Origin of the sequence: Streptomyces sp. NPDC058308 (assembly GCF_042880275.1) — a bacterium.
Lineage (GTDB): Bacteria > Actinomycetota > Actinomycetes > Streptomycetales > Streptomycetaceae > Streptomyces.
Genome location: NZ_JBHVZA010000001.1, coordinates 377,285 through 394,796, shown reverse-complemented (window position 1 = coordinate 394,796; position 17,512 = coordinate 377,285). Strand labels below are relative to the sequence as shown.

The 17,512-nt window shown below is 71.3% G+C and carries 14 protein-coding genes; all 14 read left to right on the top strand.

The window, feature by feature from the left end; all coding sequences use genetic code 11:
* Nucleotides 1-24 precede the first annotated feature (24 nt).
* The 14 genes from ACFVYL_RS01435 (at nucleotide 25) to ACFVYL_RS01370 (ending at nucleotide 17,510) form a co-directional block, all read left to right on the top strand.
* Nucleotides 25-702: a GntR family transcriptional regulator gene (locus ACFVYL_RS01435; protein WP_389712231.1), complete on the top strand. Its 678-nt coding sequence runs from the start codon at nucleotides 25-27 to the stop codon at nucleotides 700-702.
* A gap of 267 nt (nucleotides 703-969) precedes the next feature.
* A complete protein-coding gene (locus ACFVYL_RS01430; protein ID WP_389712230.1) occupies nucleotides 970-2,151 on the top strand; it encodes an ROK family protein in 1,182 nt (393 codons plus the stop codon).
* A gap of 216 nt (nucleotides 2,152-2,367) precedes the next feature.
* Complete coding sequence (locus ACFVYL_RS01425) at nucleotides 2,368-3,897, top strand: sugar ABC transporter ATP-binding protein (protein ID WP_389712229.1); 1,530 nt, start codon at nucleotides 2,368-2,370, stop codon at nucleotides 3,895-3,897.
* Nucleotides 3,894-4,913 (top strand): ABC transporter permease, encoded by a 1,020-nt coding sequence (locus tag ACFVYL_RS01420; RefSeq protein ID WP_389712228.1) that lies wholly within the window; start codon nucleotides 3,894-3,896, stop codon nucleotides 4,911-4,913. The genes ACFVYL_RS01425 and ACFVYL_RS01420 overlap by 4 nt, the downstream gene beginning before the upstream one ends.
* A gap of 16 nt (nucleotides 4,914-4,929) precedes the next feature.
* Complete coding sequence (locus ACFVYL_RS01415; RefSeq protein WP_389712227.1) at nucleotides 4,930-5,973, top strand: substrate-binding domain-containing protein; 1,044 nt, start codon at nucleotides 4,930-4,932, stop codon at nucleotides 5,971-5,973.
* A 48-nt stretch (nucleotides 5,974-6,021) separates the two neighbouring features.
* Nucleotides 6,022-7,239 carry a Gfo/Idh/MocA family protein gene (locus ACFVYL_RS01410; protein WP_389712226.1) on the top strand — a complete coding sequence of 406 codons (1,218 nt, stop codon included), beginning with the start codon at nucleotides 6,022-6,024 and terminating at the stop codon, nucleotides 7,237-7,239.
* A 12-nt stretch (nucleotides 7,240-7,251) separates the two neighbouring features.
* Complete coding sequence (locus tag ACFVYL_RS01405; protein ID WP_389712225.1) at nucleotides 7,252-8,265, top strand: sugar phosphate isomerase/epimerase family protein; 1,014 nt, start codon at nucleotides 7,252-7,254, stop codon at nucleotides 8,263-8,265.
* Between the two features lie 182 nt (nucleotides 8,266-8,447).
* Nucleotides 8,448-10,931, top strand: a complete 2,484-nt coding sequence (locus ACFVYL_RS01400; protein WP_389712224.1) for a PQQ-dependent sugar dehydrogenase — start codon at nucleotides 8,448-8,450, stop codon at nucleotides 10,929-10,931.
* Between the two features lie 5 nt (nucleotides 10,932-10,936).
* Complete coding sequence (locus tag ACFVYL_RS01395) at nucleotides 10,937-12,322, top strand: ThuA domain-containing protein (protein ID WP_389712223.1); 1,386 nt, start codon at nucleotides 10,937-10,939, stop codon at nucleotides 12,320-12,322.
* 201 nt (nucleotides 12,323-12,523) lie between these two features.
* Entirely contained in the window at nucleotides 12,524-13,612 is a 1,089-nt protein-coding gene (locus tag ACFVYL_RS01390) for an inositol-3-phosphate synthase (protein WP_389712444.1), read from the top strand.
* Nucleotides 13,613-13,748: 136 nt separating this feature from the next.
* Nucleotides 13,749-14,822 (top strand): SCO3242 family prenyltransferase, encoded by a 1,074-nt coding sequence (locus tag ACFVYL_RS01385; protein ID WP_389712222.1) that lies wholly within the window; start codon nucleotides 13,749-13,751, stop codon nucleotides 14,820-14,822.
* On the top strand, nucleotides 14,819-15,940 hold the full coding sequence (locus ACFVYL_RS01380) for a sugar phosphate isomerase/epimerase family protein (protein ID WP_389712221.1): 1,122 nt from the start codon (nucleotides 14,819-14,821) through the stop codon (nucleotides 15,938-15,940). The genes ACFVYL_RS01385 and ACFVYL_RS01380 overlap by 4 nt, the downstream gene beginning before the upstream one ends.
* Entirely contained in the window at nucleotides 15,937-16,650 is a 714-nt protein-coding gene (locus tag ACFVYL_RS01375; protein ID WP_389712220.1) for an EboA domain-containing protein, read from the top strand. Before ACFVYL_RS01380 ends, ACFVYL_RS01375 begins: the two co-directional genes overlap by 4 nt.
* Nucleotides 16,651-16,658: 8 nt before the next feature.
* A complete protein-coding gene (locus tag ACFVYL_RS01370; RefSeq protein ID WP_389712219.1) occupies nucleotides 16,659-17,510 on the top strand; it encodes a TatD family hydrolase in 852 nt (283 codons plus the stop codon).
* Nucleotides 17,511-17,512: the final 2 nt, after the last annotated feature.

Below are 17,512 nucleotides of genomic sequence, written 5' to 3'. Positions count from 1 at the left end.
GCAATCTTCGAGGAGGGGGCCGCGATGTTGTCCACTGGACTGCCGCAGGGGGCGGTGCCCAAACTCGAGCGCCCGGGACCGCTCAGGGAGCGGGTCTACGAGGCGCTGCTCGAACTGATCACGAACCGCTCGCTGCAGCCGGGCCAGCACCTCGTCGAGAGTGAACTGGCCGGACATCTGGGTGTCTCGCGACAGCCGGTGCGCGAGGCGCTGCAGCGGCTCAACACCGAGGGCTGGGTCGACCTGCGGCCCGCCCAAGGCGCGTTCGTGCACGAGCCCACCGAGGCGGAGGCGGATCAACTCCTCACGGTGCGCACCCTGTTGGAGGCCGAGGCCGCCCGGCTCGCTGCCGCGAACACCGGCTCCGCGGGCATCACCGCGCTCGACGAGCTCTGCACCCAGGGCGAACAGGCCGTCGCCGACGGCGACGTGGACCAGGTGGTCACGCTCAACGCCGCCTTCCACGCCAAGGTGATGGAGCTCGCCGGCAACGTGGTCCTCGCCGAGCTCGCCGGACAGGTGGACCGCCGGGTCCGCTGGTACTACACGCCGGTGGCCCGCCAGCGCGGCAGCCAGTCCTGGCTGGAGCACCGCGAACTGATCGCAGCGATCGCCGAGCGCGACGAACAGCGCGCCACGGAGATCATGCGGGCCCACACCGAGCACACCCGGCGGACGTACCACCAGCGCGAACAGGGCTGAGCCCGGCGGCAGGAGTACCGGCCGGCCCCGCCCCGGGCCGGGTGCTCCTGCCGCCACCCTGTTGCCTGCTGCCACCCTTTGTCCTGTGACTGGAGAAAGTCATGGGTAATTCGTGCGCAACTTCTTCCCAGTCCCGGCAGGCACTGCTACGTTCCCCTCGAAAGCTTGAAGGAAGCCCGAAGGCGACGGTGGCCCGGTCGACGGCTCACCGACCCGAGGGCAACGGCATGGGAAGCCCGATGAGGCGGGGAGGGGCGCGTGAGACGTATGACGGCTCGACCCGCCAACGCGCACCAGGCGCGGCTGCTGCGGCTGTTGCGTGACGGAGGGCCCAACTCCCGCGCCCAGCTGGGCGATCAGGTCGACCTCTCGCGGTCCAAGCTGGCCGTCGAGGTCGACCGGCTCCTGGAGACCGGACTCGTGGTCGCCGACGGACTCGCCGCCTCGCGCGGCGGCCGGCGGTCCCACAACATCCGCCTGGCGCCTGCCCTCCGTTTCCTCGGCGTGGACATCGGCGCGACCTCGGTCGACGTCGCGGTGACCAACGCCGAGCTGGAGGTGCTCGGCCACATCAATCAGCCCATGGACGTGCGCGAGGGCCCGGTCGCGGTCTTCGAGCAGGTCCTCGCCATGGCGGCCAAGCTGAAGGCCTCCGGTCTCGCGGAAGGGTTCGACGGCGCAGGCATCGGCGTGCCGGGGCCCGTCCGCTTCCCGGAGGGCGTGCCGGTCGCCCCGCCAATCATGCCGGGGTGGGACGGCTTCCCCGTCCGGGAGGCCCTCAGCCAGGATCTGGGCTGCCCCGTCATGGTCGACAACGACGTGAACCTCATGGCGATGGGGGAGCAGCACGCGGGCGTCGCACGCTCCGTGGGCGACTTCCTCTGCGTCAAGATCGGTACGGGCATCGGCTGCGGCATCGTGGTCGGCGGTGAGGTCCACCGCGGTACGACGGGCAGCGCCGGCGACATCGGCCACATCCAGTCCGAACCGGACGGACGCCCCTGCGCCTGCGGCAACAAGGGCTGCCTGGAGGCCTACTTCAGCGGCGCGGCGCTCGCCCGCGACGCCGAGGAGGCGGCCAGGGAGGGGCGTTCGGCGGAGCTCGCCACGCGGCTCGACGAGGCGGGGCGGCTCAGCGCCGTCGACGTCGCGGCGGCCGCCGCCGCGGGCGACGCCACCGCGCTCGACCTCATCCGCGACGGCGGCAACCGCACCGGCCAGGTCATCGCGGGCCTCGTCAGCTTCTTCAACCCCGGCCTCGTGGTGATCGGCGGCGGCGTGACCGGCCTCGGCCACACACTGCTCGCCGCGATCCGCACCCAGGTCTACCGCCAGTCGCTGCCCCTGGCGACCGGCAATCTCCCGATCGTCCTCGGTGAGCTGGGCCCCACCGCCGGAGTCATCGGCGGCGCCCGGCTCATCAGCGACCACCTGTTCTCACCGGCCTGACGGGTCGGCCCGCACGCTCCAGTACAGCGCACGCCTTGCCTTGCTCTGCCTTGCCTTGCCTTGCCTTGCTCTGCCCTGGCCTGTCATGCCCTGATCACCTCAGCCTCTTCTGCTCCTTCCGTCTCTTCTGCTTCTTCTGCTTCTTCGGTCCTGTTCAGCTCAGCCCTGCCCGGAATCCGTCCAGCCCTGCTGCGGCCGCCGCCGAGGGGAACCGTCATGGCATCCGAACCACCGCTGCTCACCATGTCCGGCATCACCAAGTCGTTCCCCGGGGTCCGCGCCCTCGACGGCGTCGACCTCCGGGTCCAGGCCGGGGAGGTGCACTGCCTTCTCGGCCAGAACGGCGCCGGGAAGTCCACCCTCATCAAGGTCCTCGCGGGCGCCCACCAGCCCGACGACGGCGAGATCACCTGGCGCGGCGAGCGCATCACGCTGCGCTCGCCGATCGCGGCCATGCGGCTCGGCATCGCCACCATCTACCAGGAACTCGACCTCGTGGAAGGGCTGTCCGTCGCCGAGAACGTCCACCTCGGGCACGAGCCGACCGCCGCCGGATTCGTGGTCCGCGGCCGGGCGGCGAAGGCGTCGACGGCCGCCCTGCTCAAGCGGCTCGGACATACGGAGATCGACCCCGGGCGGCTGGTCGGCGAACTCTCCGCCGCCCAGCAGCAGATCGTCTCGATGGCCCGGGCGCTCTCCCACGAGGTCCGTCTCATCGTCATGGACGAGCCGTCCGCCGCCCTCGACCCCGACGAGGTCGACAACCTCTTCCGCATCGTCGGTGACCTCACCGCCACCGGCGTCGCCGTCGTCTACATCTCCCACCGCCTGGAGGAGATCCGCCGCATCGGCGACCGGGTCACTGTCCTCAAGGACGGGCGCGCCGTCGCGGGCGGCCTGCCCGCGAAGTCCACGCCGACCAAGGATGTGGTGGCGCTGATGACGGGCCGCAACGTGGAGTACGTCTTCCCCGAGAGGCCGGTGGCGGACGCCGTCCAACAGGCGTCGTCAGAACCGGTGTTGAGCGTGCGCGACCTGTCGCGGCGCGGCGAGTTCGAACCCCTCGACCTCGACCTGCACCCCGGCGAGATCGTCGGCATCGCCGGACTCGTCGGGTCGGGACGCTCCGAGATCCTGGAGACGATCTACGGCGCCCGAAAGCCCAGCTCCGGACAAGTGGCCGTCGGCGGAAAGGTGTTGCGACCCGGCAGTGTCCGGGCCGCCGTCCGTGCCGGGCTCGGCCTCGCCCCCGAGGAGCGCAAGGCGCAGGCCCTCCTCATGCTGGAGTCCGTCACCCGCAACGTGTCTGTCTCCTCCATGTCCCGCTTCTCGTACGGTGGTTGGCTCGACCGGCGTGCCGAACGCGAGGCCGCGCACACCGCGACGCGCGAACTGTCGCTGCGCCCCGACGAGCCGAACGCCCCCGTGCGGACCCTGTCGGGCGGCAACCAGCAGAAGGCCGTCCTGGCCCGCTGGCTGCTGCGCGGCTGCCGCGTCCTGCTGCTCGACGAGCCGACCCGCGGCGTCGACGTCGGCGCCCGCGCCGAGCTGTACGCGGTGATCCGGCGCCTCGCAGACGAAGGCCTCGCCGTGCTGCTCGTCTCCAGCGAGGTACCCGAGGTGCTCGGCCTCGCCGACCGCGTCCTCGTACTCCGCGAGGGGCGCGTCGTCCACACCGCACCCGCCCGTGACCTCGATGAACACCGCGTACTCGACCTCGTCCTCGAAGGGAGCCCGGCGGCATGACCCAGCCTGCCCCGGCGGCCGAGGCCGCCACCCGCAAGACCACCCCCGCCGACGGCGGCCGCCCGTGGCGCGCCACAGTGGCCCGCGCCGACGTGCGGACGCTCTCACTGCTCGGCGTGCTCGCCGTGCTCGTCCTGATCGGCGGCATCACCCAGCCCGACTCCTTCCTCGACACCGACAACGTCCAGCTGATCCTCACGCAGGGATCCGTCATCGGCGTGGTCACGGTGGGCATGACGTTCGTGATCATCTCCGGGGGCATCGACCTGTCGGTCGGGGCGATCGTCGCGCTCGCCTCGGTGTGGTCGACGACGGTCGCCACCCAGGAGTACGGCTTCGCGGGCATCCTCTTCACGGCCGTCGTCGTCGGCATGGGATGCGGCCTGGTGAACGGCGTGCTCATCGCGTACGGCGGGATGGTGCCGTTCATCGCCACCCTCGCCATGCTCGCCGCGGGCCGCGGCCTCGCCCTGCAGATCACCGACGGCAAGACCCAGATGGTCACCGTGGACGGCGTGCTCAAGCTCGGCGAGCGCGACTCGTACATCCTCGGCATCCCGCCGCTGGTCATGGTCTTCGCCGCCGTCACCGTGGTCGGCTGGTTGCTGCTGAACCGCACCACCTTCGGGCGCCGCTCGGTCGCGGTCGGCGGCAACGCGGAGGCGGCGCGCCTGGCCGGCATCGACGTCCGCAGGCAGCGGCTCTACCTGTATCTGCTCTCCGGCCTGTGCTGCGGCATCGCGGCCTTCCTGCTGATCGTCCTGTCCGGCTCGGGACAGAACACCAACGGCAACCTGTACGAGCTCGACGCCATCGCGGCGGCGATCATCGGCGGGACCCTGCTCAGCGGCGGCCGCGGCACCATCACGGGCTCCGTGCTCGGCGTGCTGATCTTCACCACGATCCAGAACATCTTCGCGCTCAACAACCTGGAGACCGCGACCCAGCAGATCGCCAAGGGCGCGATCATCGTCGCCGCGGTGCTCGTCCAACGACGTACGGCCCACACGCCCTGAGCTGAGGAGTTCACTCATGCCGACGAACACCAGCCGCAGAGGGCTGCTCTTCGGAGCCGCCGCCCTGTCCACCGGCGCCCTCATCACGGGGTGCACCAGCAACGAGTCCAAGGACGACGAGGGCTCCTCCGACAGGTCGCAGCAGGTCGCCGACGACAAGCCGGGCAAGAAGGTCACCATCGGCTTCGCCGGTCCCCAGGCCGACCACGGCTGGCTCAACGCCATCAACGACCAGGCCAAGAAGCGGGCGGAGAAGTACGAGGACGTCACGCTTGAGGCCACCGAGGGGTCCAACGACACCGCGGCGCAGATCGGCCAGGTCGAGACGCTGATCAACAAGAAGGTCGACGTCCTGGTGATCCTGCCGGCCGACGGCAAGGCCCTCACCCAGGTCGGCCTGAAGGCCATGAGGGCGGGCATCCCCGTCGTCAACCTCGACCGTGTCTTCGCGACCCCGCAGGCCTACCGCTGCTGGATCGGCGGCGACAACTACGGCATGGGCCTGAGCGCCGGGCACTACATCGGCGAGAAGCTCAAGGACAAGAAGAGTGCCCGCGTCGTGGAGCTGGCGGGCCTGGACAACCTGGAGCTCACGAAGCAGCGCTCGAAGGGCTTCGACGACGCCCTCAAGAACTACTCGAACATCAAGAAGGTCGCCCGCCAGGCCGCCGACTTCACCGTCGAGTCGGGGCAGTCGAAGATGTCCCAACTCCTGCAGGCGCAGAAGAACTTCGACGCCCTGTGGAACCACGACGACGACCAGGGAGTGGGCGCCCTGCGCGCCATCAAGCAGGCGGGCCGCGACGACTTCCTGATGGTGGGCGGCGCGGGTGCGCTCTCCGCCATGCAGGCCATCGAGGCGGACAACAGCGTCCTGAAGGCCACCGTCCTCTACCCGCCCACCATGGCCGCCTCCGCCATCGACCTGGCGCGCGCCCTCGGCCAGGGCAAGGGGGTCGGCGGCATGGCGGAGTTCGAGATCCCGTCCTTCGTCACTTGCTACTCCGCCGTGGTCGACAAGGAGAACGTCGGCCGGTACATGTCCACCGGCTTCAAGTGATGCGCACGCCCGCACCCCCCACCGAGCGATTACGAGGAGGAGTACCGCATGCGTGAGACGGGAACCGAGACCGGGGCCGACGCCGAGCCGGAAGGCAAGCGGCCCCTGGGAGTGGGCATGATCGGCTACGCCTTCATGGGTGCCGCCCACTCCCAGGGCTGGCGCACCGTGGGGCGTGTCTTCGAGCTGCCGGTGCGTCCGGTGCTCTCGGCCGTCTGCGGGCGTGACGGCGGCGCCGTGCGCGCCGCCGCCGACCGGCTCGGCTGGGCCGCCGCCGAGACCGACTGGCGCGCCCTGATCGCCCGGGACGACGTCGACCTCGTCGACATCTGCACACCGGGCGACAGTCACGCGGAGATCGCCCTCGCCGCCCTGGAGGCGGGCAAGCACGTGCTGTGCGAGAAGCCCCTGGCGAACTCCGTCGAGGAGGCCGAGGCGATGGCCGAGGCCGCCGAACGGGCGCGTGCCCGGGGGCAGGTCGCCATGGTCGGCTTCAACTACCGCCGCGTACCCGCTCTCGCGCTCGCCCGGCGCATGGTCGCCGAAGGCAGGCTCGGTGCGCTGCGGCACGTGCGCCTGACGTACCTTCAGGACTGGCTGGTGGACGCGGAGTTCCCGCTCACCTGGCGACTGCGGAAGGACCGGGCGGGCTCGGGGGCGCTCGGTGACCTGGGGGCCCACATTGTGGATCTGGCGCAGTTCCTGGTGGGGGAGCCGGTGGCGGGGGTGTCGGCGCTCACCGAGACCTTCGTGCGCGAACGGCCGCTCCTCGAGGGCGCGTCCAGCGGGCTCACCGCGGCGGGCGGCAGCCGGCTCGGCACGGTCACCGTCGACGACGCGGCGCTCTTCACGGGCCGCTTCCCGTCCGGCGCTCTCGCCTCCTTCGAGGCCACCCGCTTCGCCGCGGGCCGCAAGAACGCGCTGCGGGTCGAACTGAACGGATCCGCTGGCTCGTTGGCCTTCGATCTGGAGCGGATGAACGAGCTCTTCTTCCACGACCACACCGAGCCCGCCGCCTCGTCCGGCTTCCGCCGCATCCTCGTGACCGAGCCCGACCACCCGTATCTGGAGGGCTGGTGGCCGCCGGGCCACGGGCTCGGCTACGAGCACACCTTCGTCCACCAGGCCCGCGACCTGCTGCACGCCATCGCCACCGGGGGACGGCCCGAACCCTCCTTCGCCGACGGTCTCTGCGTGCAGCGGGTGCTCGCCGCCGTGGAGGAGAGCGCCGCGAAGAACTCCGTCTACACGTCGATCCCTGCCTGAGGAGGCTCCGCCATGCCGCGCCAGTTCACGCTCTTCACCGGCCAGTGGGCCGACCTGCCGCTCGAAGAGGTCTGCCGCCTCGCCCGCGACTTCGGCTACGACGGCCTCGAACTCGCCTGCTGGGGCGATCACTTCGAGGTCGACAAGGCGCTCGCCGACCCGGCCTACCTGGACGGTCGGCACGCGCTGCTCGACAAGTACGGGCTCACGTGCTGGGCCATCTCCAACCACCTCGTCGGCCAGGCCGTCTGCGACGCGATCATCGACGAGCGGCACCAGGCGATCCTGCCCGCCCGGATCTGGGGCGACGGCGAGGCGGAAGGCGTGCGGCAGCGTGCCGCCGCGGAGATCAGGGACACCGCGCGGGCGGCCGCGGCCTTCGGTGTCGAGACGGTCGTCGGCTTCACGGGCTCGTCGATCTGGCATCTGGTCGCGATGTTCCCGCCCGCTCCGGAGTCGATGATCGAGCGCGGCTACGAGGATTTCGCCGAGCGCTGGAACCCGATCCTGGACGTCTTCGACGCGGAAGGCGTGCGGTTCGCCCACGAAGTGCACCCGTCCGAGATCGCGTACGACTACTGGACCACGCACAAGGCTCTGGAGGCCGTCGGCCACCGCGCCGCCTTCGGACTGAACTTCGACCCGTCCCATTTCGTCTGGCAGGACCTGGACCCGGTCACCTTCCTCTACGACTTCCGCGACCGCATCTACCACGTCGACTGCAAGGAGGCCCGGCGCCGTCTCGACGGCCGCAACGGCCGCCTCGGCTCGCACCTGCCGTGGGGCGACCCGCGCCGCGGCTGGGACTTCGTGTCGGCGGGCCACGGCGACGTCCCCTGGGAGGACGTCTTCCGGATGCTGCGCTCCATCGCGTACGAAGGTCCCGTCTCGGTGGAGTGGGAGGACGCGGGCATGGACCGGCTGCAGGGCGCACCGGAGGCTCTGGCGCATCTGAAGGCGTTCGACTTCGAGGCGCCGACGGCGTCGTTCGACGCGGCGTTCGGCGGCTCCGACCGGTCCGACTGAACCTGATGTTTGTCCATTGACAGGAAAAAGTTCAACTTACGTGCTGCGTAAGGGCTTTTCGCCCGGGACAAACGTGGCTACCGTCCATGAGGTGTACAGGACATGAACGTTCCGGGGTGACGGCGCACCCCGGCGCACGGCGCACCCACCCCGTACGACCGTCCCCCCTTCCGGAGGAACCCGTGCACAGGAAACGCCCCAGACTCCGCACGACGCTCGCCCTGCTGACCGGCACCGTGCTCACCGGCGCCAGCCTCACCCTCGCCGTACCGCAGGCCGGCGCCGTCCCCGCGGACCCGCCCTCGGCGGCCGCCCCCGCCGCCGAGGACTTCCAGCAGGTCACACTCGCCAAGGGCGAGCCGGAGATGGGCGAGCCCATGACGCTCGCCGTGCTCCCGGACCGCTCGGTCCTGCACACCTCCCGCGACGGCACGCTGCGCCTGACGAACGCGGCGGGCGACACCAAGGTCGCGGGCAAGATACCCGTCTACTCCCACGACGAAGAGGGTCTCCAGGGCGTCGGCATCGACCCGAAGTTCAGCGAGAACCACGCGATCTACCTCTATTACGCGCCCCCGCTGGACACCCCGGCCGGCGACGCCCCGGAGAACGGCACGGCCGAGGACTTCAAGAAGTTCGACGGCGTGAACCGCCTCTCCCGCTTCGTCCTGAAGGACGACGGCACCCTCGACGCCGCCAGCGAGAAGAAGGTCCTCGACGTCCCCGCGAACCGCGGCATCTGCTGCCACGTCGGCGGCGACATCGATTTCGACAAGGACGGCAACCTCTACCTCTCGACGGGCGACGACTCCAACCCGTTCGCGTCGGACGGCTACACGCCCATCGACGAGCGGGCCAACCGCAACCCCGCCTTCGACGCCCGGCGCAGCGCGGGCAACACCAACGACCTGCGCGGCAAGATCCTGCGCATCAAGGTCGCCGACGACGGTTCCTACTCGGTCCCGGACGGCAACCTCTTCGCCAAGGGCACCGAGAAGACCCGTCCCGAGATCTACGCGATGGGCTTCCGCAACCCCTTCCGGATGAGCGTCGACAAGCCCACCGGCACGGTGTACGTGGGGGACTACGGCCCCGACGCCGGCGCCGCCGACCCCAAGCGCGGCCCCGGGGGCCAGGTCGAGTTCGCCCGCGTCACCAAGCCCGGCAACTTCGGCTGGCCGTACTGCACCGGCAAGAACGACGCCTACATCGACTACGACTTCGCGACCGGCGCCTCCGGCTCGGCCTTCGACTGCGCGGCCCCGAAGAACGACTCGCCGCACAACACCGGCCTGACCGACCTGCCGCCCGCGCAGGAGGCCTGGATCCCCTACGACGGAGGCTCGGTCCCCGAGTTCGGCACCGGCTCCGAGTCCCCGATGGGCGGCCCCGTCTACCGCTACGACGCCGCCAACGACTCCCCGGTGAAGTTCCCCGAGGCGTACGACGGCGACTTCTTCGCCGGTGAGTTCGGCCGGCGCTGGATCAAGCGCATCGAGCAGGGCACCGACGGGACCGTTTCAAAGATCAACGCGTTCCCGTGGACCGGGACCCAGGTCATGGACATGGCCTTCGGCCCCGACGGCGCGCTGTACGTCCTGGACTACGGCACCGGCTACTTCAACGGCGACGAGAACTCCGCCCTCTTCCGCATCGAGAACGCCACCGACGGCCACTCGCCGGTCGTCGAGGCGAGCGCGTCGGTGACCAGCGGCCAGGCGCCGCTCAGGACGAAGTTCACCGCCAAGGCCACCGACGCCGACGGCGGGACGCTCACCTACGCCTGGGACTTCGGCGACGGCGGCAAGTCGACCCAGCAGAACCCCACGCACACGTACAAGAAGAACGGCGTCTACGCCGCCACCGTCACCGTCAAGGACTCCACCGGACGCACCGGCTCGGCCAGCGCGCACGTCACCGTCGGCAACACCGCGCCCAAGGTGACCCTCGAACTCCCCGGGGACGGCCAGCTGTTCACCTTCGGCGACAAGGTGCCCTTCAAGGTGAAGGTGACCGACAAGGAGGACGGCCCGATCGACTGCACCAAGGTCAAGGTCACCCACATCCTCGGCCACGACAGCCACGGCCACCCGGTCACCTCGGCCAACGGCTGTGAGGGCACCCTGCAGACCTCGGCCGACGGCGAGCACGACCCCAACGCCAACATCTTCGGGGTCTTCGACGCCGAATACACGGACAAGGGCGCCAACGGACAGCCCGCGCTGACCACCCACGACCAGAGCATCGTCCAGCCCAAGCACCGCCAGGGCGAGCACTACGGCGACTCCAAGGGCGTCTCCGTGATCAACCACACCCCCGCGCACGGCGGCAAGACCGTCGGCGACATCCACAACGGCGACTGGGTCTCCTTCAAGCCGTACATCCTCGGCAACGTCACCAAGATGACCGCACGCGTAGCCTCCGCCGGTTCCGGTGGCACCCTGGAAGTACGCAGCGGATCGGCGACGGGCAGGCTCCTCGGCTCCGCGAAGGTCGCGCCGACCGGCTCGTGGGAGACGTACACCGACGTCAGCACCGCGATCACGAAGCCGCCGACGGGAACCACGACCCTGTACCTGGTCTTCAAGGGCCCGGGCACCGGAGCGCTGTACGACGTGGACGACTTCACCCTCACCACCAAGGCCGTCACCGGCCGGAAGGGGTGACCGCGATGCGCGCACGTGCCCGCATCATCACCGCGACGGCAGTGGCCGCCCTGCTCATCGGATGCGCGTCGGGACCGGCGTCCTCCGAACCGGGGCAGGACCGGGACGGCGAGCGCGTGCTCGTCTTCTCCAAGACCGCCGGGTTCCGGCACGACTCGATCCCCGCGGGCGTCGCGGCCGTCAAGGAACTGGGCGCGGAGAACGGCTTCGCCGTCGACGCGACCGAGGACGCAAAGGCCTTCACGGCCAAGAACCTCGCCCGGTACGACGCCGTGGTCTGGCTCTCCACCACCGGCGACGTCCTGGACGCCCGCCAGCAGGCGGCGTTCGAACAGTACATCCGCGGCGGCGGCGCCTACGTGGGCGTGCACGCCGCCGCCGACACCGAGTACGACTGGCCCTTCTACGGTGGGCTCGCGGGCGCGTACTTCCAGTCGCACCCCGCGATCCAGCCCGCGAAGGTGCACGTGGATGACCACGCGCACCCGGCCACCGCCCACCTGGGCGCCGGCACCTGGGACCGCACCGACGAGTGGTACAACTACCGCTCCAATCCCCGCGAGCGGGCCCGCGTGCTCGCCACGCTCGACGAGTCGTCGTACACCGGCGGCACCATGTCGGGGGACCACCCCATCGCCTGGTGCCAGAGCTACGAGGGCGGCCGCTCCTTCTACACGGGCGGCGGCCACACCAAGGAGTCGTTCGCCGAACCGGCCTTCCGCAAGCACCTGTTGGGCGGCATACGGTGGGCGGTCGGCGCGGCCCAGGCCGACTGCCGGCCCGAGAAGGGCTACACGACGCTCTTCGACGGCACGGCGGCCTCCCTGGAGGGCTGGAAACAGGCGGGGCCCGGCTCCTTCGCACTCAATCAGGACGACGGAACGCTCACGACCACGGGCGGCATGGGCATGCTCTGGTACGACCGGCGCGAACTCGGCTCGTACTCGCTCAAGCTCGACTGGCGGGCGGCCGGGGACGACAACTCCGGGATCTTCGTCGGCTTCCCGCCCTCCGACGACCCCTGGTCGGCCGTGAACAACGGCTACGAGATCCAGATCGACGCCACCGACGTCCCCGAGAAGACCACGGGCTCCGTCTACGGCTTCCGGTCCGCCGACCTGAAGAAGCGCGACAAGGCACTCAACCCGCCGGGGGAGTGGAACACCTACGAGATCCGCGTCGAGGGCGAACGCCTTTGCATCTACCTCAACGGCGTGCAGATCAACGACTACACCAACACCGATCCGGCACGAAGCCTGCTCCAGGGCCACATCGGCCTCCAGAACCACGGCGACGGCGACGAGGTCTCCTTCCGGAACATCCGGCTGAAGGACCTGCCGTCGCGCCACTTCGCCCCACCCGCACCGACCGGTCCGGGCGTGGGTCGCTAGACGGCGGCGGGCGGAGGACGCCGGACCTCCGCCCGCCGTCTTGCACCGCACTCACGTTCCGCGAGCTCCCGAGTCGTGTCCTTCCGAGCTCCTGAGCCATGGCAGGAGGCAGCCGTGTCCACATCCGCGACCTCTACATCCGCGACCCCTACATCCGCGCTCTCCCCTTCCCCCGCAGGGGCCTCTCCCGTCGGGGTCTGGCTGATCGGGGCGCGCGGCTCTGTCGCGACCACGGCCGTCGCGGGCTGCGCGGCGCTGACAGCCGGACTCCACGCGCCCACCGGCATGGTCACCGAGACGCGGCCCTTCCTGGACCGCGGCCTGCCCACCTTGCCCTCCCTCGTCTTCGGCGGCCACGACACCATCAGCTGCCCGCTGCCCAAACGCGCCGAGGAACTCGCCGCGGGCGGCGTCCTGCCGCACGGCCTCCCCTCGGCCGTACGCGCCGAACTCGCCGCCGCGGACGCCGAGATACGCCCCGGCGGCCCGCAGCCGGGTGACACCCGCAGCGACGACGAGCTCATCGACGCCTTCGCCGCGGACCTGCGCGACTTCGTACGCCGCCGGGGGCTGGCCCGCGCGGTGGTGGTGAACGTCGCCTCGACCGAACCGCGCCCCTCCGACAGCGACGAGCGCCTCCCCGCCAGCTCCCTCTACGCGGCGGCAGCGCTGCGCGCCGGCTGCCCCTACGTGAACTTCACCCCCTCCACGGGCCTGCACCACCCCCGCCTCACCGAGGCGGTACGCACCTGCGGCCTCCCCCACGCGGGCCGGGACGGCAAGACCGGCCAGACCTTGCTGCGCTCGGTGCTCGGCCCGATGTTCGCGCAACGGGCACTCGCTGTCCGGGCCTGGTCCGGCACGAACCTGCTGGGCGGCGGGGACGGCGCCGCCCTCGCCGATCCGGCGGCCGCGGCCGCGAAGAACGCGGGCAAGGAACGCGTCCTCGCCGACACGCTGGGCGCCGCCCCCGAGGGCGAGGTCCACATCGACGACGTGCCCTCCCTCGGCGACTGGAAGACGGCCTGGGACCACATCGCCTTCGACGGTTTCCTCGGCACCCGCATGGTCCTGCAGACCACCTGGCAGGGCTGCGACTCGGCCCTCGCGGCCCCCCTGGTCCTGGACCTGGCTCGCCTGATCTCCCGCGCCCACGAACGCGGCCTCTCCGGCGCACTCCCCGCCCTGGCCTTCTACTTCAAGGACCCGGACCCCGGCGCACCATCAGCACTGGGCGAGCAGTACGTGGCACTGGTCGAGTTCGCGGCGCTGTTGGGCGATGAGCGATGAGCGGGGGGAGTGGGATGAGTTGGTTGAGTGGGTTGAGTGGGATAGCAGGGGTAGGCGGGCCATGCAGGATTTATGGAGTAGGCGGGATAAGCGGGGCAGTGGCGCTCTGGGGCGCCGTACCGGCGGGTGACGCGTCGTGAACGCCACCGCGCGTGCCTGGGCCGAACTCCTCCGCGTCCCCGCCCTGTTCACCGTCCCCGGCGACGCCCTCGCGGGAGCGGCGGTGACCAGCCTGCGCCCTAACCGCCGCACTCTCCTTGCCATCGGCTCCTCCCTCTGCCTGTACGAGGCCGGCATGGCCCTCAACGACTGGGCGGACCGCGCCGAGGACGCCGTCGAACGCCCCGAACGCCCCCTCCCTTCCGGCCGCATCGCACCCCCCGCCGCCCTCGCCGCGGCAACCGCCCTCACGGCCGCGGGCCTGACCCTCGCCTCCCGCGCGGGGCGGTCGTCCCTGGCGACGGCGGGCGCCCTGGCCGCGGCGGTGTGGGCCTACGACCTCGGCCTGAAGCACACGCCCGCAGGGCCGGGAGCCATGGCCGCCGCACGCGGCCTCGACCTGCTCCTCGGCGCGACCGCCACGGCGGGCCCGGGCCCGGACGGTGGCCGGAGCAGCAAGGCAGCGGCAGCCTCCGCGGGCGCCCTCGCCGCCCACACCCTCGCCGTCACCGCGGTCTCCCGCCGCGAGGCCCAGGGCGGCTCCTCGGCCGCGCCGCTTGCCGCGCTGACGGTGACGACGGCACTGGCATGGCTGGTGGGAGGCGGCTGGCCTTCCCTCCACGGTGAGGCTAACGGCTGGGGTGGGCGGGGCGGTGTCCGGCGGGGGCGAGGCGGGGTCCTGGACAGGCAGGGCGGAGTCCTGGGTGGGTGGGGCAGCCTTTCGGACCGGAAGGCCCGCTCCCTGGGACGCCAGGTCGCCCACAGGCCGGTCGCCAGCACGACCATCGGCACCGCCTTCCGCGCCGCCCGGCACTCCCTCCCCGCCGCGCTGGCCCTCGCCTACGTCGGCACCGCCGCGAAGCCCCTCTTCCACGCCGTCCTCAACCCGTCACCTCCCCTCACCCAGCGCGCCGTCGGCGGTGGGATCCGCGCCATGATTCCGTTGCAGGCCGCGCTCGCCGCCCGCGCCGGCGCCCCGGGCACCGCTCTGCTGACCGCCGCCCTCGCCCCCGCCGCCCGGAAGTTCGCACGGAAGGTGAGCGTCACATGAGCGGAACCAGTGGAATCAGCGGGACTAACGGAGCCAGCGGGACCAACGAGGCCAGCGGGACCAACGAGGCCAGCGGGACCAACGAGGCCAGCGGGGCCAGCAGGACCAGCAGGACCAGCAGGACCAGCAGAACCAGGGAAATCACCGGAACCACTCCACGGCACCCCAGCCCGCCCCCCGGTGGCCTCCGGTTCGGCTACGGCACCAACGGCCTCACCGACCTGCGCCTCGACGACGCCCTCGGTCTCCTCGCCGACCTCGGCTATGCCGGCGTCGGTCTGACCCTCGACCACATGCACCTCGACCCCCTCGCCCCCGATCTCGCCGCCCGTACCCGCAAGGTGGCCCGCAGACTCGACAGCCTCGGTCTGACCGCCACCGTCGAAACAGGCGCCCGCTACGTCCTGGACCCGCGCCGCAAACACGGCCCCTCCCTCCTCGACCCCGATCCGGAACTGCGCTCCGACCGTGTCAGCCTGCTGATCCGCGCCGTCCAAGTTGCCGCGGACCTGGGAGCCCATGCCGTGCACTGCTTCAGCGGCACGATCCCGGCGGACACCTCGGAGGACACCGCCTGGCGACGCCTCGCCGACGCTCTCGGCCCCGTGCTGGACGCCGCGTCGGGCGCCGGTGTCCCGCTGGCGGTCGAGCCGGAACCCGGCCACTTCCTCTCCTCACTCGCCGACTTCCACCGTCTGCGGCACGAGCTCGACGACCCTGATCCCCACCTCCTCGGCCTCACCCTCGACATCGGTCACTGCCAGTGCCTCGAACCGCTCCCTCCCGCGGACTGCGTACGAGCCGCCGCGCCCTGGCTGCGGCACGTCCAGATCGAGGACATGCGCCGCGGCGTCCACGAACACCTTCCCTTCGGGGACGGAGAGATCGACTTCCCGCCCGTCCTCGAGGCCCTGGCCGCCAGTGGCTACCAGGGACTGACCGTCGTCGAGCTGCCTCGCCACTCCCACGCGGGCCCCGAACTCGCCACCCGGTCCATCGACTTCCTCCACCGCGCGGCCGCGACCGCCACCGCCGGGGGTGGCGGGCGAACCCAGCGGCATCGCGGCGCACACCCCGTGGCCGCTGCCGTCGCATCCGCCGAAGGAGGCGCCTCGTGACCGGCACTCCCGAGCACGACACCCCCGCGCACGACACCCCCGGGATCGTCGCCCTCCGCGCTCGCCTCGAAGCCGACCTCGGCGGAGCCGCCCGGGCGTGGCTCGACCAGGCCGTCGCCGAGGCGGCGGCGCACAGTGGGCGACCGGAGAGGGAGAGGCAGGGGCCCGTCCCCACATGGGAGTTGAGGTTCGCCGAGGCCGGGCGCCGGTGTGGCCCCGACCACGCGGACGCCGCCCGCATCCTGCTCCTGCACGCGGCGAACGCGACCACCGCCACTCTCACTCGCGTCTACGCACAAGGCACCGCCGCCGAGCGCCGCGCCGTCCTGCACGCCCTGCCCCACCTGGTACCCGGCCCCGAGACGCTCCCGTTGGTCGAGGACGCCCTGCGCACCAACGACACCCGGCTGGTCGCCGCCGCCGTCGGCCCGTATGCCGCCGCGCACCTCGCCCCGCACGACTGGCGTCACGCCGTCCTCAAGTGCCTGTTCACCGGCGTCCCCGTGGACGCCGTCGCCGACCTGCCGAGACGCGCCCGCGGTGACGCCGAACTCGCCCGGATGCTCGGCGACTACGCGAGTGAGCGGACCGCGGCCGGCCGCCCCGTCCCCGGCGACCTGCAACGCGTCCTGTCTCTGGCCGCCCCCGGGCCCACCGCGGCCCCGGCGGCTCCCTCGGCCCCCGCGGGCCCTGTGACCGGCGAGGAGTAGGAGCCCTGATGCGCATCTTCGATCCCCACATCCACATGACCTCCCGCACCACCGACGACTATCAGGCGATGTACGCCGCCGGTGTCCGTGCGGTCGTGGAACCCGCCTTCTGGCTCGGCCAGCCCCGTACGGCGCCCGCCTCCTTCTTCGACTACTTCGACTCCCTCCTCGGCTGGGAACCCTTCCGTGCCGCCCAGTACGGCATCGCCCACCACTGCACGATCGCCCTCAACCCCAAGGAGGCGAACGACCCCCGCTGCACGCCCGTCCTCGCAGAGCTGCCCCGCTATCTCGTCAAGGACAACGTCGTCGCCGTCGGGGAGATCGGCTACGACTCCATGACCGCGGCCGAGGACTCCGCACTCGCCACCCAGCTGCAGCTCGCCGCCGATTACGAGCTGCCCGCTCTCGTGCACACCCCGCATCGCGACAAACTCGCGGGCCTGCGCCGCACCATCGACGCCATCCGCGCGTCCGCCCTCCCGATCGACCGTGTCCTGATCGACCACCTCAACGAGACAACCGTCAAGGAGGCCAAGGACAGCGGCTGCTGGCTGGGCTTCTCCGTCTATCCCGACACCAAGATGGACGAGGAGCGCATGATCGAGATCCTGCGTGACGTCGGGCCCGACCGGGTGCTCATCAACTCCGCCGCCGACTGGGGAAAGAGCGATCCCCTCAAGACCCGCAAGGTCGCCGACGCCATGCTGTCGGCCGGGTACGACGAGGACGACGTCGACCTCGTGCTGTGGCGCAACCCCGTGGCCTTCTACGGCCTCAGCGGCCGCCTCCAGCTCGACGTGCGGGAACCGGACGCCACCACCCACGAGGGAAACTCCATTCTGCGCGGAGGGTCGTGAAC

Excerpts from the sequence above, each read along its gene's own strand:
- ACFVYL_RS01435 (WP_389712231.1), top strand. The coding sequence starts at position 25 with ATGTTGTCCACTGGACTGCCGCAGGGGGCGGTGCCCAAACTCGAGCGC.
- ACFVYL_RS01430 (WP_389712230.1), top strand. The coding sequence starts at position 970 with ATGACGGCTCGACCCGCCAACGCGCACCAGGCGCGGCTGCTGCGGCTG.
- ACFVYL_RS01425 (WP_389712229.1), top strand. The coding sequence starts at position 2,368 with ATGGCATCCGAACCACCGCTGCTCACCATGTCCGGCATCACCAAGTCG.
- ACFVYL_RS01420 (WP_389712228.1), top strand. The coding sequence starts at position 3,894 with ATGACCCAGCCTGCCCCGGCGGCCGAGGCCGCCACCCGCAAGACCACC.
- ACFVYL_RS01415 (WP_389712227.1), top strand. The coding sequence starts at position 4,930 with ATGCCGACGAACACCAGCCGCAGAGGGCTGCTCTTCGGAGCCGCCGCC.
- ACFVYL_RS01410 (WP_389712226.1), top strand. The coding sequence starts at position 6,022 with ATGCGTGAGACGGGAACCGAGACCGGGGCCGACGCCGAGCCGGAAGGC.
- ACFVYL_RS01405 (WP_389712225.1), top strand. The coding sequence starts at position 7,252 with ATGCCGCGCCAGTTCACGCTCTTCACCGGCCAGTGGGCCGACCTGCCG.
- ACFVYL_RS01395 (WP_389712223.1), top strand. The coding sequence starts at position 10,937 with ATGCGCGCACGTGCCCGCATCATCACCGCGACGGCAGTGGCCGCCCTG.
- ACFVYL_RS01380 (WP_389712221.1), top strand. The coding sequence starts at position 14,819 with ATGAGCGGAACCAGTGGAATCAGCGGGACTAACGGAGCCAGCGGGACC.
- ACFVYL_RS01370 (WP_389712219.1), top strand. The coding sequence starts at position 16,659 with ATGCGCATCTTCGATCCCCACATCCACATGACCTCCCGCACCACCGAC.